27 protein-coding genes and 1 pseudogene are annotated in these 23,566 nt (G+C 64.2%); 6 read left to right on the top strand and 22 right to left on the bottom strand.

Going from position 1 to position 23,566, the window contains the following annotated elements; all coding sequences use genetic code 11:
* The 9 genes from AB5K84_RS19915 to AB5K84_RS19875 all read right to left on the bottom strand — a co-directional run bounded on the left by AB5K84_RS19915 (position 1) and on the right by AB5K84_RS19875 (position 10,912).
* The gene (locus AB5K84_RS19915; RefSeq protein WP_011088086.1) at positions 1-798 is read right to left on the bottom strand and encodes an NUDIX hydrolase; all 798 of its coding nucleotides are present in this window, start codon (positions 796-798) and stop codon (positions 1-3) included.
* Positions 799-802: 4 nt separating this feature from the next.
* The gene (locus tag AB5K84_RS19910) at positions 803-1,756 is read right to left on the bottom strand and encodes a dihydrodipicolinate synthase family protein (protein ID WP_011088087.1); all 954 of its coding nucleotides are present in this window, start codon (positions 1,754-1,756) and stop codon (positions 803-805) included.
* 104 nt (positions 1,757-1,860) lie between these two features.
* A complete protein-coding gene (locus AB5K84_RS19905; RefSeq protein ID WP_038967075.1) occupies positions 1,861-2,739 on the bottom strand; it encodes an SDR family oxidoreductase in 879 nt (292 codons plus the stop codon).
* 124 nt (positions 2,740-2,863) lie between these two features.
* Complete coding sequence (locus AB5K84_RS19900; protein ID WP_110116349.1) at positions 2,864-3,724, bottom strand: MaoC family dehydratase; 861 nt, start codon at positions 3,722-3,724, stop codon at positions 2,864-2,866.
* A 221-nt stretch (positions 3,725-3,945) separates the two neighbouring features.
* The gene (locus tag AB5K84_RS19895) at positions 3,946-4,335 is read right to left on the bottom strand and encodes a Zn-ribbon domain-containing OB-fold protein (protein ID WP_011088090.1); all 390 of its coding nucleotides are present in this window, start codon (positions 4,333-4,335) and stop codon (positions 3,946-3,948) included.
* The gene (locus AB5K84_RS19890) at positions 4,335-5,492 is read right to left on the bottom strand and encodes a thiolase domain-containing protein (protein WP_060912572.1); all 1,158 of its coding nucleotides are present in this window, start codon (positions 5,490-5,492) and stop codon (positions 4,335-4,337) included. The genes AB5K84_RS19895 and AB5K84_RS19890 overlap by 1 nt, the downstream gene beginning before the upstream one ends.
* Before the next feature lie 147 nt (positions 5,493-5,639).
* Positions 5,640-6,002, bottom strand: coding sequence for a hypothetical protein (locus tag AB5K84_RS19885; protein WP_011088092.1), 363 nt, complete (start codon positions 6,000-6,002; stop codon positions 5,640-5,642).
* A gap of 201 nt (positions 6,003-6,203) precedes the next feature.
* A complete protein-coding gene (locus AB5K84_RS19880; RefSeq protein ID WP_246790625.1) occupies positions 6,204-7,217 on the bottom strand; it encodes a hypothetical protein in 1,014 nt (337 codons plus the stop codon).
* Positions 7,218-7,420: 203 nt separating this feature from the next.
* Entirely contained in the window at positions 7,421-10,912 is a 3,492-nt protein-coding gene (locus tag AB5K84_RS19875) for an indolepyruvate ferredoxin oxidoreductase family protein (protein ID WP_110116351.1), read from the bottom strand.
* A gap of 293 nt (positions 10,913-11,205) precedes the next feature.
* Here AB5K84_RS19875 and AB5K84_RS19870 point away from each other — a divergent pair, with 293 nt between their 5' ends.
* Positions 11,206-12,426 (top strand): cytochrome c, encoded by a 1,221-nt coding sequence (locus AB5K84_RS19870; RefSeq protein ID WP_110116352.1) that lies wholly within the window; start codon positions 11,206-11,208, stop codon positions 12,424-12,426.
* A gap of 91 nt (positions 12,427-12,517) precedes the next feature.
* Here AB5K84_RS19870 and AB5K84_RS19865 read toward each other — a convergent pair whose 3' ends face one another.
* Positions 12,518-13,159: a trimeric intracellular cation channel family protein gene (locus AB5K84_RS19865; RefSeq protein WP_161534581.1), complete on the bottom strand. Its 642-nt coding sequence runs from the start codon at positions 13,157-13,159 to the stop codon at positions 12,518-12,520.
* Between the two features lie 189 nt (positions 13,160-13,348).
* Here AB5K84_RS19865 and AB5K84_RS19860 point away from each other — a divergent pair, with 189 nt between their 5' ends.
* Positions 13,349-13,750, top strand: coding sequence for a hypothetical protein (locus tag AB5K84_RS19860; RefSeq protein ID WP_162603583.1), 402 nt, complete (start codon positions 13,349-13,351; stop codon positions 13,748-13,750).
* Positions 13,751-13,956: 206 nt separating this feature from the next.
* On the opposite strand, the gene AB5K84_RS19855 is transcribed toward AB5K84_RS19860, so the two are convergent.
* From AB5K84_RS19855 to AB5K84_RS19845, 3 genes are all read right to left on the bottom strand, one after another.
* The gene (locus tag AB5K84_RS19855; protein ID WP_011088098.1) at positions 13,957-14,766 is read right to left on the bottom strand and encodes an isocitrate lyase/PEP mutase family protein; all 810 of its coding nucleotides are present in this window, start codon (positions 14,764-14,766) and stop codon (positions 13,957-13,959) included.
* 71 nt (positions 14,767-14,837) lie between these two features.
* Positions 14,838-15,188, bottom strand: a complete 351-nt coding sequence (locus tag AB5K84_RS19850) for an antibiotic biosynthesis monooxygenase family protein (protein WP_110116354.1) — start codon at positions 15,186-15,188, stop codon at positions 14,838-14,840.
* Between the two features lie 28 nt (positions 15,189-15,216).
* The gene (locus AB5K84_RS19845; RefSeq protein WP_018647290.1) at positions 15,217-15,525 is read right to left on the bottom strand and encodes an NIPSNAP family protein; all 309 of its coding nucleotides are present in this window, start codon (positions 15,523-15,525) and stop codon (positions 15,217-15,219) included.
* A 195-nt stretch (positions 15,526-15,720) separates the two neighbouring features.
* Here AB5K84_RS19845 and AB5K84_RS19840 point away from each other — a divergent pair, with 195 nt between their 5' ends.
* The 3 genes from AB5K84_RS19840 to AB5K84_RS19830 all read left to right on the top strand — a co-directional run bounded on the left by AB5K84_RS19840 (position 15,721) and on the right by AB5K84_RS19830 (position 18,153).
* The gene (locus AB5K84_RS19840; protein ID WP_161534578.1) at positions 15,721-16,419 is read left to right on the top strand and encodes an ArsR family transcriptional regulator; all 699 of its coding nucleotides are present in this window, start codon (positions 15,721-15,723) and stop codon (positions 16,417-16,419) included.
* A 198-nt stretch (positions 16,420-16,617) separates the two neighbouring features.
* The gene (locus AB5K84_RS19835; protein WP_162603584.1) at positions 16,618-17,625 is read left to right on the top strand and encodes an alpha/beta fold hydrolase; all 1,008 of its coding nucleotides are present in this window, start codon (positions 16,618-16,620) and stop codon (positions 17,623-17,625) included.
* Between the two features lie 285 nt (positions 17,626-17,910).
* A complete protein-coding gene (locus tag AB5K84_RS19830) occupies positions 17,911-18,153 on the top strand; it encodes a GCG_CRPN prefix-to-repeats domain-containing protein (protein WP_008143062.1) in 243 nt (80 codons plus the stop codon).
* Positions 18,154-18,305: 152 nt separating this feature from the next.
* Here the strand turns inward: AB5K84_RS19830 and AB5K84_RS19825 are convergent, their stop codons facing one another.
* Positions 18,306-18,584, bottom strand: coding sequence for a twin-arginine translocation signal domain-containing protein (locus AB5K84_RS19825; protein WP_110116358.1), 279 nt, complete (start codon positions 18,582-18,584; stop codon positions 18,306-18,308).
* 107 nt (positions 18,585-18,691) lie between these two features.
* Entirely contained in the window at positions 18,692-19,006 is a 315-nt protein-coding gene (locus tag AB5K84_RS19820) for a hypothetical protein (protein WP_162603585.1), read from the bottom strand.
* Between the two features lie 130 nt (positions 19,007-19,136).
* Here AB5K84_RS19820 and AB5K84_RS19815 point away from each other — a divergent pair, with 130 nt between their 5' ends.
* Positions 19,137-19,784: a glutathione S-transferase family protein gene (locus AB5K84_RS19815; RefSeq protein ID WP_110116359.1), complete on the top strand. Its 648-nt coding sequence runs from the start codon at positions 19,137-19,139 to the stop codon at positions 19,782-19,784.
* 134 nt (positions 19,785-19,918) lie between these two features.
* Here the strand turns inward: AB5K84_RS19815 and AB5K84_RS19810 are convergent, their stop codons facing one another.
* The 7 genes and pseudogenes from AB5K84_RS19810 to AB5K84_RS19780 all read right to left on the bottom strand — a co-directional run bounded on the left by AB5K84_RS19810 (position 19,919) and on the right by AB5K84_RS19780 (position 23,527).
* Entirely contained in the window at positions 19,919-20,650 is a 732-nt protein-coding gene (locus tag AB5K84_RS19810) for a protein-L-isoaspartate(D-aspartate) O-methyltransferase (RefSeq protein WP_049832389.1), read from the bottom strand.
* Positions 20,651-20,757: 107 nt separating this feature from the next.
* The gene (locus AB5K84_RS19805) at positions 20,758-20,973 is read right to left on the bottom strand and encodes a dodecin family protein (protein ID WP_135178112.1); all 216 of its coding nucleotides are present in this window, start codon (positions 20,971-20,973) and stop codon (positions 20,758-20,760) included.
* 147 nt (positions 20,974-21,120) lie between these two features.
* A pseudogene (locus tag AB5K84_RS19800) lies at positions 21,121-21,797 on the bottom strand (SulP family inorganic anion transporter); the annotation flags it as partial.
* Between the two features lie 67 nt (positions 21,798-21,864).
* Positions 21,865-22,191, bottom strand: a complete 327-nt coding sequence (locus tag AB5K84_RS19795) for a GcrA family cell cycle regulator (RefSeq protein ID WP_038967071.1) — start codon at positions 22,189-22,191, stop codon at positions 21,865-21,867.
* 34 nt (positions 22,192-22,225) lie between these two features.
* Entirely contained in the window at positions 22,226-22,414 is a 189-nt protein-coding gene (locus tag AB5K84_RS19790; RefSeq protein ID WP_092192722.1) for a hypothetical protein, read from the bottom strand.
* A 119-nt stretch (positions 22,415-22,533) separates the two neighbouring features.
* Positions 22,534-23,019, bottom strand: coding sequence for an adenosine-specific kinase (locus AB5K84_RS19785; protein ID WP_011088110.1), 486 nt, complete (start codon positions 23,017-23,019; stop codon positions 22,534-22,536).
* Positions 23,020-23,179: 160 nt separating this feature from the next.
* Complete coding sequence (locus AB5K84_RS19780) at positions 23,180-23,527, bottom strand: hypothetical protein (RefSeq protein ID WP_011088111.1); 348 nt, start codon at positions 23,525-23,527, stop codon at positions 23,180-23,182.
* Positions 23,528-23,566: the final 39 nt, after the last annotated feature.

Genomic DNA, 23,566 nt, shown 5'->3' with positions numbered 1-23,566 from the left:
TCAGCCGACCGCGCCGACCTCGAACACCTCGCCGTCATAGCCGGCCTCGCGGGGGATGCGGAGCTGGCGGCCGGTCTCGGTCTTGGTCATGACCGGCATCACCGTGACGATGGACATGCCGCGGGCGTGCTCCAGCGCGGCATCCACGCTGCCCTGCTTGGCAAGCCGGATCAGGTTGCGCGTGGTCGGGAACGGCAGCTTGAAGCGGCCGCTCTCCCCGCCCTCCACCGCCTCGCGCGGCGACACCCAGATCGAGTCAGTCGACTCGCGGCCGTCATGCGCGCCGAGTTGGTCCGGGGGCGCTGCGGCCAGGAAGAACCAGGTGTCGAACCGCTTCGGCATGCCCTCGGGCGTGATCCAATGGGCGTAGGGCACGAGCGTGTCGAGCGCGAGCTGGAGGCCGTTGTCGGCAAGGATGCTGAGGAAGCTGATCTTGTGCTCGTTGAGCGCGACGCGATGCTTGTCGGCGAGTTCGCCGGCACGCCTGGCATCGATCGGCGTGCCCGAGTCCCTCGACCGCGCCAGCAGGATGCCGCTCTCTTCAAAGGTTTCGCGGATCGCGGCAATACGAAAACCGCGGTCCGCTTCACTCAGGCCCTCGCCGCCCGAATACAAGTCGGCGCGGGCGACAATCTCGTTGTCGCCGGCATCGACGCTGCCGCCCGGAAACACCAGCGCGCCCGAGTTGAACTCGATCTGATGATGGCGGACCATCATGAAGACCTCGATTTCCCTTGCTGCGCCATCGCGCAGCAGAAGGATCGTCGACGCCGGGCGTGATGCTGATGTCTCGGCCATTTACCTAACCTGCGGCGCTGGATTGCGGGCCAAGATTGGCGCGCTTGTCGACGCGGGCAACGCGCGACAGCAGATACTCGACCTCGGCCTTCGCCGTCGCCGTGATGGTGGCGCCCGGCTTGCGCTGCGCGCTGGAGGCGATGATACCGCGCTTCTGCAGCACGTATTTGCGCACAGCAAGGCCGGCCCCCGGCTGCTGCTCGTAACGGATCAGCGGCAGATGCGCGTCGAACAGATCATGCGCCGCATCGCGCTTGCCGGCCTTGGAGAGGTTCACGACGTCGATCAGAAGCTCGGGGAAGGCATAGCCGGTCATGGCGCCGTCGGCGCCGCGCTCCATCTCGAAATCCAGGAACGTGCCGCCATTGCCGCAGAGGATCGAGAGCGGGCGAAGCGAGCCGTCTTTCTGGAAGTTGCGCAGCGTCGTGATCTTCTCGAGGCCCGGCCAGTCCTCGTGCTTGAGCATCACGCAGTTCGGATTGTCCATGACGATCTTGCGGATCACCGCCGGCGTGAACACCACCTGCAAGGTCAGGGGATAGTCCTGGAGCACCCAGGGCACGTCGGGGCCGATGGCTTCCGCCGCCTGCTTGAAATAGCCGACGATCTGGTCGTCGGTGCGAAGCGAGGGCGGCGGCGCGATCATCACGCCGGCCGCGCCCGCGTCCATCGAGGCCTTCGCCAGCGAACGCATGGTGGCAAAGCCCGGCGCGGAGACGCCGACGATCACCTGCATCTTCTTGGCGCGTTTGACGAAGCGAACCGCGACCTGCTCGGCCTCGGCGGCATCGAGCTTCGGCGCCTCACCGAGGATGCCCAGCACCGTGACGCCATCGCAGCCGACCTCCTCGTAGAAATCCGTCAGGCGGTCGATCGAGCGCTCGTCGATCCGGCCGTCGTCGTGGAACGGCGTCGGCGCGATTGCGAAGGTGCCCTTGGCGTCGGCGGTCAGTTTCATCAGTCTCTCTCTTTCTCTGTCATTCCGGGGCGCGCGCAGCGCGAACCCGGAATCTCGAGGTTCCGGGTTCGGCTCTTCGAGCCGCCCCGGAACGACAACAACGGCTAAAACCGCCGCGCCCCCATCTTGATCTGCTCCTCGGAGAAGAAGATCTCCTTGGCATGATCGACGATGTCCTGAGCATTCCAGCCCGAGTGCGGCGGTTTCCAGCCTTCCATTTCCATCATCCGCATTTCGCGCACGCCGCGGGGCCCGGACACGCCCAGCACCTTGCCGGTCTGGTCGCCCGACAAGTCGCTGACCATGTATAGCACGGCCGGCGCGATGCCGTCCGGCCCCAGCGCCGCCGAGGGGTTCTCCTTATAGCGGGGCAGGTCTGCGGTCATGCGGGTCAGGGCGCCCGGGGCCAGCGTCCAGATCCGGATGTTGTACTTGCGGCCCTCGATCGCCAGCACGTTGGACAGGCCCCAGATGCCGCCCTTGGCCGCGCCGTAATTGGTCTGCCCGAAATTGCCGATCAGCCCTGATGTCGAGGAGGTGTTGACGATGACGCCGCCGCCGTTTTCCCGCATCCAGCGAAACACCGGCATGGTGCAACAAAAGGTACCCTTCAGGTGCACCTTGATGACCTTGTCCCAGTCGGCCTCGGACGCCTTGGCGAAGGTCTGGTCGCGCAAGATGCCGGCATTGTTGACGAGGATGTCGGCGCGGCCGAAATGCTTGATGGCGTCGTCGAACACCGACTGGCCGCCCTCCATGGTGGAGATGTCGGCGCCGTTGGCGACCGCCTTGCCGCCTTCCGCCTTGATCGCGTCCACCACAAGCTGCGCCATCGACTTGTCGGCGCCGGAGCCGTCGCGGGGGCCACCGAGGTCGTTGACGACGACGGATGCCCCTTCCCGCGCGAACAGTTTCGCGTAGGCCTCACCGAGCCCGCCGCCCGCACCGGTGATCAGCGCGACCTTGCCGTCGAGTAGTCCCATGGTGGCTTCTCCCTGTTTTATTATCGTCATTCCGGGGCAGCGCGCAGCGCTAAACCCGGAATCCGGAGGTTGTAGCTCGAGATTCCGGGTTCGCGCTTCGCGCGCCCCGGAATGACGGAGGCAGCTAACCCAGCACCGTCTTGCCGTTCTTGATCACGGTGACGCCGCGTGACTTCACCTTGGCTTCGAACGAGATCGTGTTGCCGTCCTTCCAGAGGTCCATGGTCACGGTCTCGCCGGGATAGACCGGGGATGAGAACCGCGCGACGTGCTGGCGGAAGGCGGAGGCGTCGTAATCGGCATAAGTCTGGAGCACGCCGCGGCAGGTGATGCCGTAGGTGCACATGCCGTGCAGGATCGGGCGCGGGAAGCCGGCCTTCTTCGCAAACTCAGGATCTGAATGCAGCGGGTTGCGGTCGCCGCAGAGCCGATAGACCAGCGCCTGGTCGGGACGCGTGACGATGTCGATCGTCTTGTCGGGCGCGCGCGCCGGGATCTTGTGCGGATCGGGCTGGGTCAGGTTCGGCCCGCCAAAGCCGCCGTCGCCGCGAGCGAAGCGCGAGGCGACCAGCGTCGCCAGCTTCTCGCCCTTCTCGTTCTTCAGCACGGTCTGGTGGCTGATGACGACGCCCTTGTCCTTGCCCTTGTCGTAGACCTCGAGCACGGAGGAATCGGCGGTGATGTTCGCGGCCACCGGCAGCGGCTGGTGAAAGGTGATGTCGCGCTCGCCATCGACCACCATCACGCGGTTGAGGTTCATCTCGCCCGGCCCCGAGCCCCACGCCGCGACGGAAGCAAAGGTCGGCACCACCTTCAGCGGCCGCGGCGTGAACGTGCCCTCGTTGACGAAGGCGAGTTCGTTCTCGTCCATCGGATCGGCACCGAGCCCGATGCCGTAGGCGTAGAGCATCACCTCGCGGTCGGTGTAGGCGTATTTCTGGCCGAGGTTTTTCAGGCCTTTGAGTTCTTCATATCTGGCGGACATTTTTCGGTTTCCTCCCGGCATTCTTAGCGAGCAGCGGCGCTCGTTAATGTGCCCTCTCCCCTTGTGGGAGAGGCCACGAGAACCGTGCGGTAAACTCGTTTGGGTGAGGGGTTAGCTCCGCATCGAAAGTCTTTCCGCGGAGCGATACCCCTCATCCGGCGCTTCGCGCCACCTTCCCCCACAAGGGGGGAAGGAAGAATTCGTAGGATGGGTAGAGCGCCTCAGGCCGGCGTGAAGAACGGCAGCGGTGCGCCGTCGGTCGGCTTGAACACCACTCTCACCTTCTGGCCGATCTTCAGCTTCTCGAGATCGCAATCGACGAAATTGGTCTGCACCGAGGGGCCTTCCTTCAGCGTGACGTAGCCGATGGCGTAAGGGCCGGTCGGCGACTTCCGCATCAAGCTCCAGGTGTAGATCGTGCCCTCGCCCGAAGCCTCCTCCCACACCGTCTTGTCGGAGTAGCAGAACGGGCAGATCGAGCGCGGGAAGTAGTGCGCTTCGCCGCACGCGGTGCAGCGCTTGATCATGAACTTGCCCTGCTTGGCTGCGTCCCAGAACGCGGCGGTCTCGGGGTTCGTCACCGGGGCCGGATACTTCTTCGCTTCACTCATTACACGCGCTCCAGAATGGCCGTCGAGGCGGCGTGGCGAACGCCCAGAAGGCCGCCGGTGCCGTGGGCGATGGCGAGGTCGCAATTCTTGACCTGCACCTTCGGATGCGCTTCGCCGCGCAGCTGCCTGACGGCCTCGATGATCTTGGTCATGCCGCCGCGGTTGACGGGATGGTTGCTGCAGAGGCCGCCGCCGTCGGTGTTGAACGGCAGCTTGCCGACGCCCGAGATCAGATTGCCGTCGGCGACAAACTTGCCGCCCTCGCCCTTCTTGCAGAAGCCGAGGTCCTCGAGCTGCATCAAGACGGTGATGGTGAAGCTGTCGTAGATCGAGGCGTATTTGATGTCCTTCGGCGTGATGCCGGCTTCCTCGAACGCACGCGGGCCGGACCAGATGCCCGCGGAGTATGTGAGATCGAGATCCTTGCCGCCGCGCGGTCCCTTCATCGCCTCGCCATGGCCGATCAGCTTGACCAGCGGCTTCTTCAGGCTCCTGGCGATCTCGGGCGTGGTCACGATCAGCGCGCCGCCGCCGTCGGAGACGACGCAGCAATCCATGCGATGCAAGGGATCGGAGATCATCGGCGAGTTCAAGACGTCCTCGACCGTGACGACGTCTTTGAGCATTGCATGCGGATTGTATTGCGCGTGGTGCGAGGCCGCGACCTTGATCCAGGCGAGCTGCTCGCTGGTGGTGCCATAGTCGTGCATGTGGCGCATGGCACACATGCCATAGGCATTATGCGTAGTCGCGCCGTAAGCGGACTCGAAATCGGCTTCCGCGCCGGCCGCGCGCGGCGGCATCACGCCGGTGCGCGGCTTGCCGGCCAGCGTGATCAGCGCGATCGAGCACTTGCCCGCCGCGATCGCTTCCGCGGCATGACCGAGATGGATGATGTAGGAACAGCCGCCGGTCTCGGTGGAATCGACGTGGCGGAGCTTTTTGGTGTTGAGGCCGAGATAGTCGACCATCGGCCAGGCGCCGCCGGGCGCGTCGCCCGCGCAGAAATAGCCGTCGACATCGTCCTTGCTGAGCCCGGCATCCTCGATCGCGCCCTTGGCGACCTCGGCGTGGAGCTGGGCGGTGGATTTGTCCGGCGCATGCCGGGTCGGGTGTTCGTAGATCCCGGCAATGTAGGCCTTGCCCTTGATGGTCAAAACAGAGGTCTCCGCTCGCGTTTCTTATTGCCCCGTTTTTCTGAACCGCACTGGCCCTGTTGGCAAGCGCGGAAATATTCCGTCGGGCGAGAGGGCAGCAGGTGGGCGCAAGTGGGCGATATTGCCCCGCCGTCGATCACAGCCCCGTCAATGGTGGATCTCTAGAACAATGATCGGCATCGGCGCCGTGCCGCTCCAAGCGGTCGCGACGTAGCAGTAACTGTCAGGATAGTCGTCGAGACTGAAGCAATCAGCGTCCCGGGCTATCAGCCGCCCCTTCACCTCGGTCTTCCAGAACGAAAAGCGGTCGGCGGCCGATATCCATCGCAACGGCTTTCCAACGTCCGCGACCACGAAACTCGCACCGTCCCGCAGAAGCAGCTCGATCTCAGCCGCGCCCACTCTTTGGTCAGGCCGGACATCCAACAGACCTTCGCTGTTCCAAAGCTCGGTAAGCGGCAGGCACGTCACGATGCGCCAAGCAAAATCCATATTCGACCACAGGTCCATTTCAGCGCGGACAGCCTCACGTCGCCGCTCCAGCCAGGCAGAATCCTAAAGGTGTTTTGCCCGACGGCACAAGCGATTTTCGTTTTAACGAAAGAACCCGTTGTACGAAAACAACCCCATGCACAGTAGAACGGCGATTGATATCAAACAGGAAATCGCGAGGGGGATCTGCCTAACCCACCCGACGTCCCTCTCCTGCGATCAAGCCGCGCTCGGACGCGCGCGATAGCGGAACGCGGTCACCGCGGCCAGGATCAGGCCGAAGACGAGAAAGACCGCGCCGCCCTTCACGCCAAAACTGTTCTGGTATTGGGCTTCGGCCGCGTCGTCGACGATCAGAGGCCGCGCATCCGGGCTGCCTGAGAGATAGCGGATCCTGGTCTGCCTGACCGTCTGGACGCCGTTCCGCGTGATCTGCCGCCAGAAGGCCGGGCTGATGTGGGTCGGCCCGTAGCTTTGCTGTTGTCCGCTCTTGTCGGTCCACGCCAGGGTAACGAGATAGCTCGGCGCGTCGCCGGCTTTTTTCACTTCACCGTAGGCACGCGTAATATCGGCGGTGGCCTCATCGCCGTGGTCGAGGATCTCCTTCAACGTGCTTTGCTCGAAATAGGAGGTCACCAGCATGTAGCCGCCGAATGGAAGCATCACAGCGGCCAAGATCCCGAGGATGAAAGGAAAGGGCCGCCGCGATCCGGCGGCGATTGCGGTACTCCCCGCCCCGCTTCGACGCGCCGACCATGCCTGCCATCCGATCACGAGCACCAGGATCACGGCGCAGATACCTGCTCCCGCCGCCATAAATCTGGACGTGGACCGGATATGGCTCAGATGATCGTCGATATCCTCGACGATCACCGGAAGCGATGAATCATCGTCAACGGCCTGAATGGGGACCGTCAGGAGCTTGAGCTGATTGCCAACCGTGATGCGCGCCGCATAGGCGGCGCTGACCGCGATGCCCTTGCGCTCGCGCTGAACGCCGTCCTTTCCGATCCATTGCAATCCGATCGACAGATTTTCGTCGACATAGCGGGGCCAGAACCCGTCGAACACGAACGGAAATCGCGTCGAGACGACTTCAGCGGACGTGATCTTGCCCGTGGTGCCGTAGCCATCACGCATGACACGTTCGATATCATGCTGATTCCAGTACATCCCCAAGGCCGCCAATACGCCAACGGCGACCAATACAATCAAGACACCGCGCAATGACATCGATCGTCGCTCCGCATAGCGCACGACCGCATCACCCGCCGCGCGCCACTATCGCAAGTTGCTGATATCGCGCGGTCACAACCCTTGTCAAACGTAGGTCTTGTAGGGTGGGCAAAGCGAAGTGTGCCCACCTCTTCTGACTCAATCCTGGTGAGGTGGTGGGCACGGCGCTTCGCGCCTTTGCCCACCCTACGGGACTTGCCCTACTCCGCCGCGATCTGCCGTGGCGCGGGCGGCGGGCTCGCCAAGTCCGCGGCGAGCTGGGCGTAGCGGGCCTTGGCGTCAGCGACGGCCTTCTCCTTCACCGGGCCGTAGCCGCGGATGCGGTCGGGCAGCGAGAGCAACTCGACCGCGGTGTCGATCGTGAGCGGCGACAACAGGCCGAGCACGGTGGCGACGTCCTTCTCGTAGCCGGCGATCAGGTCGCGCTCGAGCTTGCGGTCGGCGCTGCGGCCGAAGATGTCGAGCGGCGTGCCGCGCAGGAACTTGAACTTCGCCAGCACGCGGAAGACCTTCAGCATCCACGGGCCGAAGGCGCGCTTCTTCGGGCGGCCCAGGGCATCGACGCTGCGGCTAAGGATCGGCGGCGCGAGATTGAAGCTGAACTTGAAATCGCCCTCGAACTGGTCGCGGAGCTGCTGCTCGAAGGCGCCGTCGGTGAAGAGGCGCGCGACTTCGTATTCGTCCTTGTAGGCCAGCAGCTTGGCGTAGTTCACCGCGACCGCGCGCGGCAGCGCGTCGTCATAACCGCCCTGCCTCGCGGCATCGCGAACCCTATCGACCAGCTTGCGATAGCGTTTTGCCAGGCGGCCATTCTGATAGGCGGTCAGATGCTTGGCGCGATGCTCGACGATCTCGTCGAGCGTCATCGCATCCAGCGTCTTGGGTGCGACGACCTCGCCCGCTCCCTTCAGCATGCCCGCAAGACGCTCGGGATCGGCGACCGCGAGGCGGCCGAGGCGGAAGGCTTCCTTGTTCATCTTGATCGCGACGCCGTTGACCTCGATGGCCTGCTCGATCGACTCCGCCGCCAGCGGGAAGAGCCCCTTCTGATAGGCGTAGCCCATCATCATCATGTTGGTGGCGATGCTGTCACCGAGCAGCTGCTCGGCGGGCTTGGTGAAGTCGAAGAAGACGGAGTCCTTGTGCAGCGCCGTCTCCAGCAATCCGTTCAGCTTGCGGGTCTGGAAGTTGAAATCGCGGTTGAGGACGAAGTCGGCGGTGGGAATGACGTGGCTGTTGATGATGCCGCGGGTTCGGCTGCTGTCGCACAGCGAGATGGTGTCCTTGGCGACCGCGACCACCTCGTCGGCGGCGAGGACGAGATCGGCCGTGCCGGTGACGATGCGCGAGCACGTGACCTCGGCCGGATGGTCGGACAGGCGGACATGGCTCAGCACCGCCCCGCCCTTCTGCGCGAGGCCCGACATGTCGAGGATCATCGAGGCCTTGCCCTCGATGTGGGCGGCCATGCCGAGCAGCGCGCCGATGGTGAGCACGCCGGTGCCGCCGACACCGCCGACGGCGATGTTGTAGGGCTTGTCGAGCGTCGGGCGCGAGGCCGGCTCGGGCAGCGCGCCGATCTCTTCAAGCTCGGCCGGCGCACGGTGGCGCGGCGCGCCGCCGTCGACGGTGACGAAGGACGGGCAGAAGCCCTTCACGCAGGAATAGTCCTTGTTGCAGGACGACTGGTTGATGGCGCGCTTGCGGCCGAACTCGGTCTCCAGCGGCTCGACCGAGATGCAGTTCGACTGCACCGAGCAGTCGCCGCAGCCTTCGCAGACGGCCGGGTTGATCATGACGCGCCGCGCCGGATCCTCCATCAGGCCGCGCTTGCGGCGGCGGCGCTTTTCGGCGGCGCAGGTCTGCACGAACACGATCGCCGAGGTGCCCTTGTACTCGCGGCACATCTTCATGACGTTGTCGAGTTCGTCGCGGTGATACTTCTTCACGCCGGGCGCGATGGTGTCGGCGGGATAGGTGTCGGGCGCCTCCGAGACCAGATAGATCTCGCGGATGCCCTCGGCATGGAGCTGGAAGGTGATCTGCTGCGGCGAGAGATCGCCGTCATGGCGCTGGCCGCCGGTCATGGCCACCGCGTCGTTGTAGAGGATCTTGTAGGTGATGTTGGTCTTGGAGGCGACCGCCTGACGGATGGCGAGCAGACCGGAGTGGAAATAGGTGCCGTCGCCGAGGTTGGCGAAGATGTGGTTCTCGTTGGTGAAGGGCGCGATGCCGACCCACGGCACGCCCTCGCCGCCCATATGCGTGAACGTCTCGGTCGAACGGTCCATCCACAGCGCCATGAAGTGACAGCCGATGCCGGCAAGCGCGCGGCTGCCTTCGGGGACCTTGGTCGAGGTGTTGTGGGGACAGCCGGAGCAGAAATACGGGGTGCGGGAGACAGGCGCGGTCGCCTGCATCTGGGTGGCCTGGCGGCCGTTGAACCAGTCGGCCTTGACGCGGAGCATCTCCGCGATCTCTGGGTTGAGATTAAGTCGGAGAAGGCGCTCGGTGATCGAGGTCGCAAGCGAGGCGACGCTGAGCTCGGCGGCAAAGGTCAGGAAGCGCTTGTCGTGCTCGTCCATCTTGCCGACGATGCGCGGGCGGACGTCGTCGCGCCAGTTGAACAGCTCCTGCTTGACCTGGTTCTCGACGATCTCGCGCCGCTCTTCGATGATGAAAATCTCTTCGAGCCCGACCGCGAACTGGCGCACGCCTTCCGGCTCCAGCGGCCAGGGCATGCCGATCTTGTAGAGACGGAGACCGATCTTGGCGGCGACCTCCTCGGTGACCCCGAGCTCGCGCAGCGCCTGCCGCACGTCCTCATAGCTCTTGCCTGAGGCCATGATGCCGAAGCGCGCGTTCGGCGAATCCATGGTGACGCGGTTGACCCTGTTGGCGCGCGCGAAGGCGATCGCGGCAAAGCCCTTGTAGTCCTGGAGGCGGCGGTCCTGCTCGAAGCGGTCGTCGGGCCAGCGCAGATTGAGGCCGCCGGGCGGCAGCTCGAAATCGGGCGGGATGATGAAGGGCTTCATCTCGTCGGTGAGGTCGATCTCGGCGGTGGTCTCCACCGTCTCCGTGATCACCTTCATGCCGACCCAGCAGCCCGAGTAGCGCGACATCGCGATCCCGAGCAGGCCCATCTCGATCATCTCGTGGATGCTGGACGGGTAGAGATACGGCATCAGCGCCGACATGAAGGCGTGGTCGGACTGATGCGGGACGGTCGAGGATTTTGCGCCGTGGTCGTCGCCGGCCAGACACAGCACACCGCCGTTCTTGGCCGAGCCCGCGGCATTGCCGTGGCGGAACACGTCGCCGCAGCGATCGACGCCGGGGCCCTTGCCGTACCAGATGCCGACCACACCGTCATACTTGGCGCCGGGCGAGAGATTGAGCTGCTGCGAGCCCCAGACGGCGGTCGCGGCCAGGTCCTCGTTCACGCCGGGCTGGAACTTGATGTTGTACTGCTCGAGATGCTTTCGCGCCGCAAAGAGCTGCTGGTCATAGCCGCCGAGCGGCGAGCCGCGATAGCCGGAGATGAAGCCCGCGGTATTGAGGCCATTGGCGCGGTCGCGCCGGATCTGGGCCATGGGCAGGCGAACCAGGGCCTGGATGCCCGTGGTGAAGACGTGTCCGGTGTCCTGGGTGTATTTTTGATCGAGACTGATCGGACCCTGGTTGATTCCCATGCTGTCCTCTTTCCACGCCCTGTTCAGGTCTTTGTCACTCAACGTCGCTTAAGCCGTTGCCTGCCCGTTGTTTTTAGCTAGGGCGCGCCGACCATCTCCGCCACTCTATGTCGGATATTTAACGCTCCGCACCACAAATCTGGACCAAAGCGAGCGCCAGGTAAAAATCGCAATTTCGTGGCTGCAAAGGCATCAGGCATTTTCAATTTGTGTCACCATACCCCCGCCGTCGCGAAATGAATTGATGCCCCCGTCACGCAGGCGACGTCGATTGGTCGCAGGAAAGGCTCTCGATGCGGACGATTCTGGCTGGCCTGGCTGTGGGTTTGGCGTTGTGCAGTGCGGTTGCAGGCGCGGCCCTGGCCGCCGAGCCGTCGCCGGAGCTGATCGCCTATGGCAAGACGCTGGTCGAGGCCGGCGACTGCGCGGGCTGCCACACCGCCGATCCGGCCAAGCCGTTCGCGGGCGGAAAGCGCATCGACACGCCCTTCGGCGCGATCTATGCGCCGAACCTGACGCCCGACCGAGACACCGGCATCGGCGCCTGGGCGGATGCCGATTTCACCCGCGCCCTCCGCTATGGCGTCGCGCCCGACGGCTCGAACTACTATCCGGCCTTCCCCTATCCCTACTTCACGAAGATGACGAAGGACGACACGCTGGCGATCCGGGCCTATCTCGGCACGCTCGCGCCCGTCGTGAGCCGCAACAAGCCGCCGGAGCTGCGCTGGCCGTTCGGTTACCGCGGCCTGATGCGGATCTGGAATGCCATGTATTTCAAGCCGGGCCTGTTCGAGCCGGACCAGAGCCAGAGCGCGGCGTGGAATCGCGGCGGCTATCTCGTCACCGGGCTCGGCCATTGCGGCGCCTGCCATACGCCGAAGAACTATTTTGGCGCGGACAAGCAGGCGCAGGCATTCGCCGGCAACGAGATCGGCGGCTGGTACGCCCCAAGGCTCGATGGCGCGCCGCGCACCGGGCTGAAGTCGTGGAGCGTGGAGGACATCGCCGAATATCTGCAGAGCGGCCGCAATGCCAAGAGCCATGCCGACGGGCTGATGGCGGAGGTGGTGGTCAACTCGACCTCGAAGATGAGTGACGCCGATGCGCGCGCGATCGCGGTCTACCTGAAGGGCCTGCCGCCGGCGCGGCGCGAGACGATCGTGACGCCGCCTGACGATGCCGAGATGAAGGCCGGCCAGGCGGTCTATGCCAAGCTCTGCATCGCCTGCCACGAAGCCGACGGCACGGGAGCGCCGCGCATCTATCCGCCGCTGCCCGCCAACGCGCTGCTGCAATCGGTCAATCCGTCCTCGACGTTGCGCATCATCCTCGACGGCGCCCACACCGTGACCACGCCGCGCGCGCCCAACACCGGCGAGATGCCGGCCTATGCCAAGCAATTGTCCGACGGGGAGATCGCGGCGGTGACGAACTACATCCGCAATTCCTGGGGCAATTCGGGCCCGCTGGTGACGCCGGCGCAGGTGGCGAAGGCGCGGAAGCAACCGTAGCCAGCTCTCTCTCCCGTCATTGCGAGCGCAGCGAAGCAATCCAGAGTCCCTCCGCGGAAAGATCCTGGATTGCTTCGCGAGGTGGATAGAGCTACCGCTCATCCCCCGTGAACACGAATTTCGGCATCTCCCATTTGTAGCGCACCGCGAGCAGGCGGAAGCTGATGCCGAGGATGAAGGTCAGGATCGTCCAGAGCTCGGCGTTGAGATTGAGGCCGAAGGCCGTCGCGTAGAACAGCCCCGTCACCACGGAGACGCTGGCGTAGAGCTCGGAGCGAAACAAGAGCGGCACGTCGTTGCAGAGCACGTCGCGCAACACGCCGCCGGCGCAGCCCGTCACCATGCCCGAGACGATGACGATCGGCAGCGAGACATCCATCTGCCAGGCGATGTCGCAGCCGGTCATGGTGAAGACGACGAGGCCGATGGCATCGAGCACGATGAAGGCGAGCTGAAGCCGGTGCACGAGGCGCGCGAACAGGATGGTCAGCAGCGCGGCAGCGCCAGGGAGCACGAGATAGATCGGGTTCGCGACCCAGGCGAGCGGATAGTGGCCGAGAAACAGGTCGCGCAGCGTGCCGCCGCCGAGCGCGGTAATGCTGCCGAGCATGCAGACGCCGACATAGTCCATGCTGCGCCGCCCCGCAGCAAGCGCCGCGGTCATGCCCTGCGCCGTCAAGGCAACAAACGCCAGAAGATGCAGCACGCTATCGCTCGGCGGCAGGCTCCACATCGCTTTGTTCCCTTATTCCCCCCGTGGAACTTACGTCCGCGGTTCCAGGATGAACAAGGGGTCCATCCGGAATGAGCAGGTTCCCGATTCCCGACGCGGGGGCAACATGCGACGAAAGCATCAGAGGGGGCGGAACAGAATCTCGCATCTATGGGTTGTCCAGCCGCCATAATCGAGGAGACCCAATCGATGGCTGACGACCGTTTTCCCAACGATCCGTATCGCCCGAATCTCGCCGATGATGAGTATCTCCGTGCGGCGCGACGGGATGCCGACCTTCAGGTCGACCCCGAGCTGGGCGAAGGCCCCGCCTCCAGCGGCAAGGTCGCACTGTTTGCCGTGGCTGTCGCCCTGGTGCTGGGTGCCGTGTTCTACGGCTTGAACAACACGACCACGGGCAACCAGGCGAGCAACGAGCCGGCGAAGCAGACGGCCCAGCAGGCTCCGCCGGCCAATCCAGCGGCGCCTCCCGGCATGCGCGACGTGACGCCGCGCAACAACACCGCGCCGGGCGTGACCACGGGTGCTGCGCCGAGCAAGCCGGCCGCGCCGGATCCGGCCGCACCGTCTGACGGCGGCAAGTCGCAGTAACTTCGCGAATGTCATCGCGTAATGCACAACTGTCGTCGCCCGGCTCGACCGGGCGATCCAGTACTCCGAGACGGTCGTGGTTGAATAGATAAACTGCGGCGTACTGGATGCCCCGCCCCCGTGCGCAATTGCGCACTAGGCGGGGCATGACACCGAGAGGATGAAAGAGCGGCGGGATCTCACATCCCGCCGCCTCTCGTTTGGCTCTAGCTGAACATCTTGTTGAGCTCGCCGCCGGGATAGCCGCTGCCGAGCTCGGTGAAGGTCCCCTTCTCGGCCATCTCCTTTGCCGCGCGCATGAAGCCGCCCCACGCGGCGCGGGCGAGCGAGCCGCCGACGCTGATCCGGCGCACGCCGAGATCTTCGGCCTCCTGCAAGGACAAGCCGGAACCGCCGATCAAGAGGTTGAACGGCTTTGGTGCGACAGCCTTGACCACCGCGGCAATGTCCTCGCGGCTCTTCAGGCCCGGCGCGTAGAGGCAGTCGGCGCCGGCGTCGGCGTAGGCGGTCAGCCGGTCGATGACGAGCTTGAGATCGGTCACGCCCCATAGATAGGCCTCGCAGCGGCCGACCAGCAGCGTGCCGCTGTCGCCGATCGCCTTGCGCGAGGCCATGATGCGCTCGACCGCGAGCGCGCGATCGTAGAGCGGCCTGTCCTTGTCGCCGGTGGAATCCTCGATCGACAGGCCGGCGACGCCGGTACGCACACAGCGCTCGACATTGTCAGCGACCTTGTCCGGCTCGACCGCAAAGCCGCCTTCGAAATCCGCATTCACGGGAATGTCGACCGCCGAGCTCAATGCTGCCAGATGCTGACAGACGTCCTCGACGGTGACGTGGTTGTCGGCCTTGCCGATGGTCCACGCAAAGCCTGCGCTCGATGACGCAATCGCCTTGAAACCGAGATGCTGCAACGCCTTGGCGCTGCCGACATCGACCGGATTGGGCAGAATGAAGCAGCCGCTCTCGTGCATCTTCCTGAAGGTCGCGCGCTTGTCCGCGGTCGTCACGTGCATGTTTCTCTCCCTTGTTGGCCGCGCAGACATAGGCACGCATTCAGGGCAGCGCTAGTGCGCGCCCGAACGCGCTAGTGCGCATCGTGCGCGGCGCGACTGTCCTTCGGCGCCTCGTCGCGATCGTTCATGCCGTAGTCCCTGATGACGCTGGCGATGCGCAGATGATAGTCGGCAAAGATCTGCGCCCTGCCCTTGGCCTGGGTGCGCCGGTGCTCCATCGTGTTACGCCAGGCCTGCACGGCTGCCTCATCCCGCCAGAACGACACCGACAGGATCTTGCCTTTCTCGGTCAGGCTCTCGAAGCGCTCGACCGAGATGAAGCCGTCGATGGTTTGCAGGATCGGCTTCAGATCGGCTGCAAGGTCGAAATAGGTCTGGCGATGCTCGGGCTTGGGCCAGACCTCGAAGATCACGGCGATCATCGGCGTCTCCTGCTGACGGTGTCGTGGCCTACAATACCACCTTGCGCAGGAAGGTGCGCTCTTCCGCGAGGATGAACTTGTGTTCCTCGGCGAAATGAAAGTTCGCCATGCCTTCCGCATCCTGGCGCAGCCGGGCGCGGTAGGCCTCGTAGGCGGCCAGGCTCTCGAAGGTGATCAGTGCGAAGGCGATGTTGTTGGTACCCTCGTGCGGCATGAAATAGCCGATCAGGTCGCCGCCGCATTTCGGAATGATAGTGAGCCAGCGCTTCGAGTATTCCTCGAACTGCGCGCGCTTGAACGGATCGAGCTGGTAGCGGATGAAGACGGTGACGGACATGTAAGACTCCTGTGTTTCCACCTCGTCATTGCGAGCGCAGCGAAGCAATCCAGGAATCTCTCCGCGGAGACAGCCTGGATTGCTTCGTCGCCAGTGCAAAATTGCTTCGCAATTTTGTCACGGGCTCCTCGCAATGACGACTTGGTGAGAGCCTACGCGCTTGTCCGACCGCAATGCTTCGGCTACCATCGAAGCATGAAATCAGGACCCGACATCGCCATGGTCGCTTCGCTGGTCGGCGACCCCGCCCGCGCCAACATGCTCACGGCGCTGATGAACGGACGCGCGCTGACCGCGAGCGAGCTCGCGCAGGAGGCCGGCATCACGCCGCAGACGGCGAGCTCGCACCTTTCGAAGCTCGAGGCCGGCGGGCTGGTCGAGCCGGAGAAGCAGGGCCGGCACCGCTACTACCGCCTCACCGACGACGACGTTGCCGGCGTGCTCGAAGGGCTTGCGGGCCTCGCCGCGCGCACCGGCCACATGCGCGTGCGCACGGGACCGAAGGATCCGGCGCTGCGGCGCGCGCGCATCTGCTACGATCATCTCGCCGGCGATCTCGGCGTGCAGATGCTCGACACCATGCGCGAGCGAAACCTGGTCAGGCAGAAGAAACAGGACATCGAGCTGACCGCCGAGGGCGAACGCTTTCTCGCCAAACATTTGCAGATCTCGCCCGGCATGCTCGCCCATCCGCGCCGGCCGGTGTGCAAGGCCTGCCTGGACTGGAGCGAGCGGCGCCACCATCTCGCCGGCACGCTCGGCGCCACCATGATGCAGCGCTTCACCGAGCTGAAATGGGCCGCGCGCGACGCCACGCCGGGCAGCCGCGTGGTGAATTTCACCCGCACCGGCGAGAAACAGTTTGCCGCGCTGTTCGGGAATGGGAAGGACTGATCACGCCGGAAGCGTGACGGCACACAATCGCGTGTTAGCTCTCACTCTCGTCATGGCCGGGCTTGACCCGGCTGTTCACAGGTTTACTGGCACCGTCATTCCGGGATGGTCCGAAGGACCAGACCCGGAATCTCGAGATTCCGGGTTCGCGTCTTCGACGCGCCCCGGAATGACGTTCTGCAAAAGCCAGAGAGCCCAATGATCCGCTTCCTCCCGGCCGCGCTTGCCGCCGCCCTCCTCGCCGCCCCTCTTGCCGCATACGCCGCCGACACCACACCACGCGAGCCTTACGGCATCGCGCTCGAAGGCTTCGCCTATCCCTATCCCGTGCACCTGCTGCCTGTTGTCAACGACGGCGAGCAGCTCAGCATGGCCTACATGGACGTGGCGCCTCAGCAACCGAACGGCCGCACCGTGGTGCTGCTGCACGGGCGCAATTTCCCGTCGAGCTACTGGGCGCCCGTCATCACGATGCTCAGTGAGGCCGGATTCCGCGTCGTGGTGCCGGACCAGATCGGCTTCGGCAAATCCTCCAAGCCGCAAGGCGAGCTGCATTTCGACACGCTGGCGCGCAACACCATCGCGCTGCTCGATCACCTCAAGATCGACAAGGCCGAGGTTGTCGCGCATTCGCTCGGCGGCATGCTGGGCGTGCGCATCGCCCGCGCTTATCCCGACAGGGTCGCCCACCTCGTGCTGACCGCGCCCATCGGGCTGGAGGACTACCGCCTCTACGTGCCGCCGACGCCGACCGAGAAGATGATCGAGAGCGAAGACAAGCTGACGGCCGAGGGCTATCGCAAGCAGCTCCAGACCAATTACGCGATCAAGCTGCCGCCGGATGCAATCACGCCGTTCATCGACGCCCGCTTCAACATCAAGGGCAGCCCCGACTATCCGCGCTGGCTGCGCGCCTTCGTGAGCTCCGGGCAGATGATCTATCGCGAGCCGGTCGCGCACGAGGTCGCGCTGATCACCGAGCCGACGCTGTTCATCATGGGCGCCGACGACCACAACGCACCGGGCCGGCCAAACGCACCGGAAGCGCTGCGCGCGAAGATGGGGCAGAACGCCGAGCTCGCGAAGGCGTTTGCTGCGAAGATGCCGAATGCGCGGGCCGAGGTGATCCCCGACACCGGCCATCTCGTCTTCCTGGAAGCGCCGGAGAAGTACCGGGAGCTGGTGCTCGGCTTTCTCGGCCGGTAGAGCGTTTTCGAGCGAAATGGATACCGGTTCGCGTAGCGTCAAAACAAAGAACCTGGAGGCCCGTTTCGATTCCATCGGAACGGGCCGCTGGCGCCATTGCTGTCGCCTGAAGCCGTATGCGGACAACGTTCATGCCGCATTCAGGTCATGATTGGCAGGTTTGGATCGCGACGTGTCGGCACGTTTCTCCCCAGATTTAACGTGTCGAATCGTGTCTTTTGATTCATTGTGCGCCGCAAGCGCGCTGCCCAAACATTCTGTCCCGAGGACGAGAAGGAAGTTCAAATGAAATATCTCTTCGCCGCCGTCATGCTCGCCAGCGCGGTCGTCGGTTTCAGCGAAGCGGCCAGCGCCGCCGGCGGTTGCGGCCCCGGCTGGTATCGCGGCCCCTATGGCGGCTGCCGTCCGATGGCCGGGCGCCCGCCGGTTGTCGTCGTGGCGCCCCGCCCCGCGCCGGTCGTAGTCGTGCGTCCGCGCGTGTGCCCCTATGGCTTCCGCTGGTACGCCGGCCGTTGCCGGCCGTTCTGATCTCGTCCTTTCGCATCGCGAATGGCCGCGCGGCGACAGCCTGCGCGGCCATTTTCTTTTCAGCGCTCTGCAGGACATCGGCTTGCAGGAGCGCCGAATCAAAACGGGGATCGCGAACCGCGATCCCCGTCCAGGCCTCGACGGCCGGGCGCTTACCAGTGGCGGCGATGCCAGCGCCGGCGACGCCAGCCCCAGTGGCGATGGCGCCAGCCCCAGTGATGGCCACGACCGTGCCAGTGCACCTGCTCGGGCTTGAGCTGCGCAGCTTCGTCACTGGTGGTGACGGCGGGATGAGCATCCGGATTGCCTTGCGGCATGCGGGGATCACCGAGCGGCTGCGGCGCCAGCGGCGCGGCCTGTGCGGCAGCGGTGAACGCGGCGGCTCCCGCCGCGGCACCGAATGCAAGTTTCAAAAAATTGCGGCGTTCCATGACATCTTCCTCTCAGGCACGCGTTGATGATGCCGAGCAAGTGTCGGGCCTGCGATATGAACTGCGGCTGAATCGTCCGTTCAGATTCGTTGCAAAGGCGACAGGAACTACTTCGCAAACTCCTGCGCCAGCACCAGCGTCTCGCGCGCCCGTTTCACGTCGGGCGAGTCGCGGTTGAAATCGGCGACGAGCTTTTTCAGCGCGTCACCTCTAAGCATCGCCGCGAGCTTGGCCTCGTCGTCGAACTGATACATGGCCTGATGCAGGGAGGGATCGTCCAGGCTCCAGAACCGCCAGGCCTTGCTGATGCCGAACGCCTTTACCGCGTCGGGCAGGTGCGCGGTCTCGTACCATCTGTCGAAGGCGGCACGCTTGCTGGCGTCGGTGACGGTGGCGCGGACGACGAAGAAGGCGGATGGCATCGACGTTTCCTCCTGTTGTTTTGGGGCAAGACTAACCGTCAAGTCGCCGGCGACAAAAACAGTTGACACCGATGTCGGAACGCACGTCCCTCGCCCGTCCTATGCCTTGAGCAGCACAGGGAGACACCGCATGGCCGACCTCACCCTCACCACTTTCGACTGGGTTCCCGAGATGCCCAGGGGTTTCGTGCGCGACCTCCGTGTGCGCTGGGCTCTCGAAGAGGCCGCGTTGCCGTACCGCGTCGCGAGCGTGCCGTTCGGCCCGCGGGACGCCGCGCATTTCGCGCACCAGCCCTTCGGCCAGGTGCCGTGGCTGACCGACGGCGACCTCTCGATCTTCGAGAGCGGCGCGATCCTGCTGCATCTGGGTGAGCTCAGCCCGGTATTGATGCCCACCGATCCGCGCGGCCGTAACGAGGCGACGACGTGGGTGTTCGCGGCGCTCAATTCGGTGGAGATGCCCGCCCTGCCCTGGACGATGTTCAAGTTCACCGGCAGTGACGATGGCTCACCTGCCGTGAAGTTCGTCGACGACTTCCTCAAGCTCCGCCTCAAGCACATGGAGCCGGTGCTCGCCGGCCGCAAATGGCTGGCGGGCTCCTTCTCCGTCGCCGACATCCTGATGTCGGACGTGCTGCGCGTCGTCGATCGCTTCGATGGGTTGGCGGCACATCCGGCTTGCCGCGACTACGTCGCGCGCGCCACGGGCCGCCCGGCCTTCGCCAAGGCCCGCGCCGACCAGATGGCGCATTTTGCTGCGGCGGATGAGGCACGCTAACGCAGACGGATTAGCGAAGCGCAATCCGCCAATGTCCGCCTCAACAAAATTGGTGGGTTACGCCCAGCGAACTGCGCTTCGCGCAGTCGCAAGGCTCACCCACCCTACGCGCTCAACCTGTTCCACCCTGGCTTCTAGTTCTGCGAACGCGTAAACGGGACAAACCGCACGAGGGCGACGGCGCGCGTCGTCGTCTTGCCAGGAGCGATTTTTTCGACGACCGTGAGCTGCTGGGTGCCGTAACCGGGGCCCACCGGCATGACGAGTCGGCCACCTACTTTAAGCTGCTCGATCAGCGGCGGCGGTGGCTCCCCGAGCGCGGCAGTCACGACGACTGCGTCAAAGGGACCACATTCGGGCCAGCCATCGTAGCCATCGCCAAGCCTGACGCTCACGTTGTCATACGCGAGGTCCCTTAGTGTTTTCGCGGCGGTCTCGGCCAATTGCGGGATGATCTCGATGCTGCAGACCTTTCGCGCGAGCTGCGCGAGGATGGCGGCCTGGTAGCCCGAACCGGTACCGACTTCGAGCACAACGTGATCGGGCGCGACCTCGGCCAACTGGGTCATCAAGGCCACAATGTACGGCTGCGATATGGTCTGGCCGAGGCCGATTGGTATCGGTCTATCGGCGTATGCGATAGAGCAAGATTGCTCAGGGATGAACAGGTGGCGTTTCGTTTGCGCCATGGCCTCAAGGACCTTCTCCGACAGGCCTTGCTGTCCCAAAACACCGGCAGCGGACCGGGCGTAGGCCCGGATGGCCTCGACCATGGCGGCGCGTTCGCGGACGCATTGTGCGTCCTGTGCGGTCGCTTCCCACGCGACGACACCCATGGCGACCACGAGCAGTGGCAAGACCTTCATGATCGTGCGCTCTCCAAGAGGGACACAATTCACGTCGACCGTTTGAGCGCTTACCCTGCGCGTAAGATCCGACCTCGCCCCGCATGCGAGGCGAGGTTTGCTTAAGCTCAGGTGCCCTCGAACTTGAACGACACGTTGAGTTTAGCGCGATAGGCCTCTACTTTTCCTTTGGCGTCCAGCTGAATATCGAGCTTGACGACCTCTGCGACACGAAGGTCACGAAGAGATTTTGCAGCCTGCTCGACCGCGTTGGCGGCGGCCTTTTCCCAGGAATCGTTGCTGGTGCCGATCAGTTCTATGACCTTGTAGACGCTCTCAGGCATATCGTCCTCCCGTTCGGTATGAAGCAGGAAGCAGGTGCTCCCTGCCACAGTCGAGCCTAGCACGATATCGGCGCTGAAAGGACGCCACGATCGCAGGGCGCACCAAGGTCCATCGAGACTAGGCTTTGGCTCGGTCCTCGCAGTCCTCCCAAGATCCAGCGCGCCCGCGACGGCCATTGCCCCGACGACGGCAATCAGAATGCCTGGCAGCCGCTTGTTGCTCTCGAGCAGAAGGATCACCGTCAGCGTGCCGAGCCCGAGCCCAAGGGCTACCCAGCTTGTCTTTCCTTCGGTGATTGCACCGGCGATCGCCCACAGGCTCCGCAGAGGTCCTTCGCTTTCGATCGTAAAGCCGAACAGCTTTGGCAGTTGACTGATCAATACGGTCAATGCAATTCCGTTCATGTAACCGTGGCGTATGGGCTTGGAGAGAAGTTCGGTTACAAAGCCCAGGCGTAGAATGCCTGCCAGAATACATGCCGTGCCGGAAACGATTGCCATCATGCCGGCCAAGGTTATGGCGCGCATGGGATCGCCACCCGACAATGGACCGACAACACCCACGATACAATGGCTGCCAGAGCCGAGTCTGGTCCCAGGACGAGGATGCGGCTTGGACCGAACAGCGCGTAAGCGAGGAGCGCTGTGATCGTTGCGTATGGACCCTGGATACCGGGCAAGCCCGACGCCTCCGCATAGGCAATGCCAACCGGGACCAGCATTGTCGCCAATACGAATCCAGCGAAGATATCGTGCGAATGCCACTTCCCTTGATATCGACGAAGGGTGCCAAGACCTGGTAACCAGCGGGTCCAATGATCCATTGCCCCCTCCCAACCCGGTCGGACTCGGCTCATTGAGCCCGCGCCGCAACAACGTCGCGGTAGCCCGTTAGCCCGTATTCCTGACCGCTTCAGCTAGCATGGCGTAAAGCTGGTGCTTGCTGAATTCCTTGGGCTGCTTGTTTGTTGTCTTCCGCGACACCTTCTTGGCTGCCGGTTGGGCACAGGCAACCAACAACGCCGGCTCTCGCTTCCGGACCGACCTTATCTTGGGTTTTGCTGTTGGCGGCTTGTGGCCACGCGTCAGGCCCAAGCGAGTTAGCCTGCCGCAGACAGCGTTACGGCTACACCCGAGACGGCGCGCGATCTGCGCGGCACTCTGTCCTTGGACCCAGAGTTTTTTGAGCAGCGCTACGTCTTTCGCATCCCAACTCATGGGAGATATTGTACGCCAACTGCCATCCACTTTTCTAGTCTTCGTCCGGCTCGCGTACGACCGCCGGTTCGTCGTCGTCCCCCTCCTCTTCTCCCTCCTCGTCCTCGTCCTCGTCCTCTTCATCGTCATCAGGATCCCGGGGCGGCATCTTGCTGCCCTTGATCACAAAGCGACTCCAATCCATCAAGCCGGTGGGAAATTCTTCGGGGATGTTTTGCTTCATGGTGTTGCTCCTCGGGTCTGGAGCTTGAGAGCGCCGGCGATTAATGTGCCGGGCATCTTGCGGTTGTGGGTTCGACGGTCTTGTCGATGCAGGCCCGCCGCTTCGGCTGCATCCAGCCACTACAGCTTGTAGCCGATCTTTCGCAGCAGGTCTTTCCGCCACGCAATGTCCTCGTCGGTTTCGACACCCAGCGGTGAGGCGCCATCCACCACCCCGAGCACGCCGCAGCCCTGCTCCGTTTGCGCGACGATCACTTGTGTGGGGTTGGCCGTCGCGCAGTAGATGCGGCAGACCTCCGGCGCCGCACGCACCGCAGCCAGCACGTTGACTGGAAAGAATCCGTCGCCCAGGAAGATCAGGAATGTATGGCCGGCGCCGATGGCCATTGCGTTGTCGCGTGCAAGCGCGATCGCGGCTTCGTCGTTCCCCGACCAGCGCACCAGCCGCTTGCCGGAGGCCTCGCAGAAGGCCAGCCCGAAGCGGATGCCCGGAACTGCGCCCACCAGCGCCTCATGGAGGTCTTCCACAGTCTTGATGAAATGCGACTGGCCGAAGATGAAGTTGGTTGCGTCCGGCTTGACGATCGGCACCACGGTGAGTTCCATGGCTGCACTCCTTCAAGGTCCCAACGCTGTTCATGGTAGGCCACCAGAAGGCAATTGCAAGCGGCCAGAGACAGCCGATTTCGCGCCGGAAGCCACTGGCAGCGAAGCAAGGGACGGGCGAAGCTGGGGCAGTGAACAAAGGTGCCGAACGGCCGGCGCGTCACACCAGCTTCATCGGCGCATCGGCAACCACGCGCAGGTCGATCCTGCCGATCAGCCGAGATCGAAGCGCCTCCGCATCACCGATCGCGCTCTCCGTCTGCCGCAACGTGCTGACATTCGAGCCAAGTGACACGATCCCGCCCAGCACCAGAGCGATTGATCCGAGCGCGGCGGTCTGACCTGTCCCAAACAGGCCGAGGATCGCGACCAACAGCAGCGCGCCCCCGCCGCCGATGGCGATCTTGGACGCGAGAATGTACTTCCGGCACCGCTCGGCAATCTCGGCGAGCCGCTCGATCCGATCTTCGATCTGTGAAATTTCGTCGGTCGGATCGTGTTCGGTCATCGGATCTTGATCGAGGATGCCAAATCAGTAGCGTAGCCA

The sequence above is a fragment of the Bradyrhizobium sp. 1200_D9_N1_1 genome, from assembly GCF_052075915.1.
In the GTDB taxonomy this organism is placed as follows: domain Bacteria; phylum Pseudomonadota; class Alphaproteobacteria; order Rhizobiales; family Xanthobacteraceae; genus Bradyrhizobium; species Bradyrhizobium diazoefficiens.
This window is presented reverse-complemented; position numbering and strand designations above follow the sequence as displayed.

Coding starts and splice junctions, on each gene's coding strand:
- AB5K84_RS19860 (WP_162603583.1), top strand. CDS start 13,349: ATGGCTGACGACCGTTTTCCCAACGATCCGTATCGCCCGAATCTCGCC.
- AB5K84_RS19915 (WP_011088086.1), bottom strand. CDS start 798: ATGGCCGAGACATCAGCATCACGCCCGGCGTCGACGATCCTTCTGCTG.
- AB5K84_RS19900 (WP_110116349.1), bottom strand. CDS start 3,724: ATGTCCGCCAGATATGAAGAACTCAAAGGCCTGAAAAACCTCGGCCAG.
- AB5K84_RS19855 (WP_011088098.1), bottom strand. CDS start 14,766: ATGCACGTGACGACCGCGGACAAGCGCGCGACCTTCAGGAAGATGCAC.
- AB5K84_RS19905 (WP_038967075.1), bottom strand. CDS start 2,739: ATGGGACTACTCGACGGCAAGGTCGCGCTGATCACCGGTGCGGGCGGC.
- AB5K84_RS19850 (WP_110116354.1), bottom strand. CDS start 15,188: ATGATCGCCGTGATCTTCGAGGTCTGGCCCAAGCCCGAGCATCGCCAG.
- AB5K84_RS19815 (WP_110116359.1), top strand. CDS start 19,137: ATGGCCGACCTCACCCTCACCACTTTCGACTGGGTTCCCGAGATGCCC.
- AB5K84_RS19820 (WP_162603585.1), bottom strand. CDS start 19,006: ATGCCATCCGCCTTCTTCGTCGTCCGCGCCACCGTCACCGACGCCAGC.
- AB5K84_RS19825 (WP_110116358.1), bottom strand. CDS start 18,584: ATGGAACGCCGCAATTTTTTGAAACTTGCATTCGGTGCCGCGGCGGGA.
- AB5K84_RS19880 (WP_246790625.1), bottom strand. CDS start 7,217: ATGTCATTGCGCGGTGTCTTGATTGTATTGGTCGCCGTTGGCGTATTG.
- AB5K84_RS19795 (WP_038967071.1), bottom strand. CDS start 22,191: ATGAGTTGGGATGCGAAAGACGTAGCGCTGCTCAAAAAACTCTGGGTC.
- AB5K84_RS19810 (WP_049832389.1), bottom strand. CDS start 20,650: ATGAAGGTCTTGCCACTGCTCGTGGTCGCCATGGGTGTCGTCGCGTGG.
- AB5K84_RS19875 (WP_110116351.1), bottom strand. CDS start 10,912: ATGGGAATCAACCAGGGTCCGATCAGTCTCGATCAAAAATACACCCAG.
- AB5K84_RS19895 (WP_011088090.1), bottom strand. CDS start 4,335: ATGAGTGAAGCGAAGAAGTATCCGGCCCCGGTGACGAACCCCGAGACC.
- AB5K84_RS19910 (WP_011088087.1), bottom strand. CDS start 1,756: ATGAAACTGACCGCCGACGCCAAGGGCACCTTCGCAATCGCGCCGACG.
- AB5K84_RS19870 (WP_110116352.1), top strand. CDS start 11,206: ATGCGGACGATTCTGGCTGGCCTGGCTGTGGGTTTGGCGTTGTGCAGT.
- AB5K84_RS19845 (WP_018647290.1), bottom strand. CDS start 15,525: ATGTCCGTCACCGTCTTCATCCGCTACCAGCTCGATCCGTTCAAGCGC.
- AB5K84_RS19790 (WP_092192722.1), bottom strand. CDS start 22,414: ATGAAGCAAAACATCCCCGAAGAATTTCCCACCGGCTTGATGGATTGG.
- AB5K84_RS19835 (WP_162603584.1), top strand. CDS start 16,618: ATGATCCGCTTCCTCCCGGCCGCGCTTGCCGCCGCCCTCCTCGCCGCC.
- AB5K84_RS19865 (WP_161534581.1), bottom strand. CDS start 13,159: ATGTGGAGCCTGCCGCCGAGCGATAGCGTGCTGCATCTTCTGGCGTTT.
- AB5K84_RS19805 (WP_135178112.1), bottom strand. CDS start 20,973: ATGCCTGAGAGCGTCTACAAGGTCATAGAACTGATCGGCACCAGCAAC.
- AB5K84_RS19840 (WP_161534578.1), top strand. CDS start 15,721: ATGAAATCAGGACCCGACATCGCCATGGTCGCTTCGCTGGTCGGCGAC.
- AB5K84_RS19785 (WP_011088110.1), bottom strand. CDS start 23,019: ATGGAACTCACCGTGGTGCCGATCGTCAAGCCGGACGCAACCAACTTC.
- AB5K84_RS19830 (WP_008143062.1), top strand. CDS start 17,911: ATGAAATATCTCTTCGCCGCCGTCATGCTCGCCAGCGCGGTCGTCGGT.
- AB5K84_RS19885 (WP_011088092.1), bottom strand. CDS start 6,002: ATGGACCTGTGGTCGAATATGGATTTTGCTTGGCGCATCGTGACGTGC.
- AB5K84_RS19780 (WP_011088111.1), bottom strand. CDS start 23,527: ATGACCGAACACGATCCGACCGACGAAATTTCACAGATCGAAGATCGG.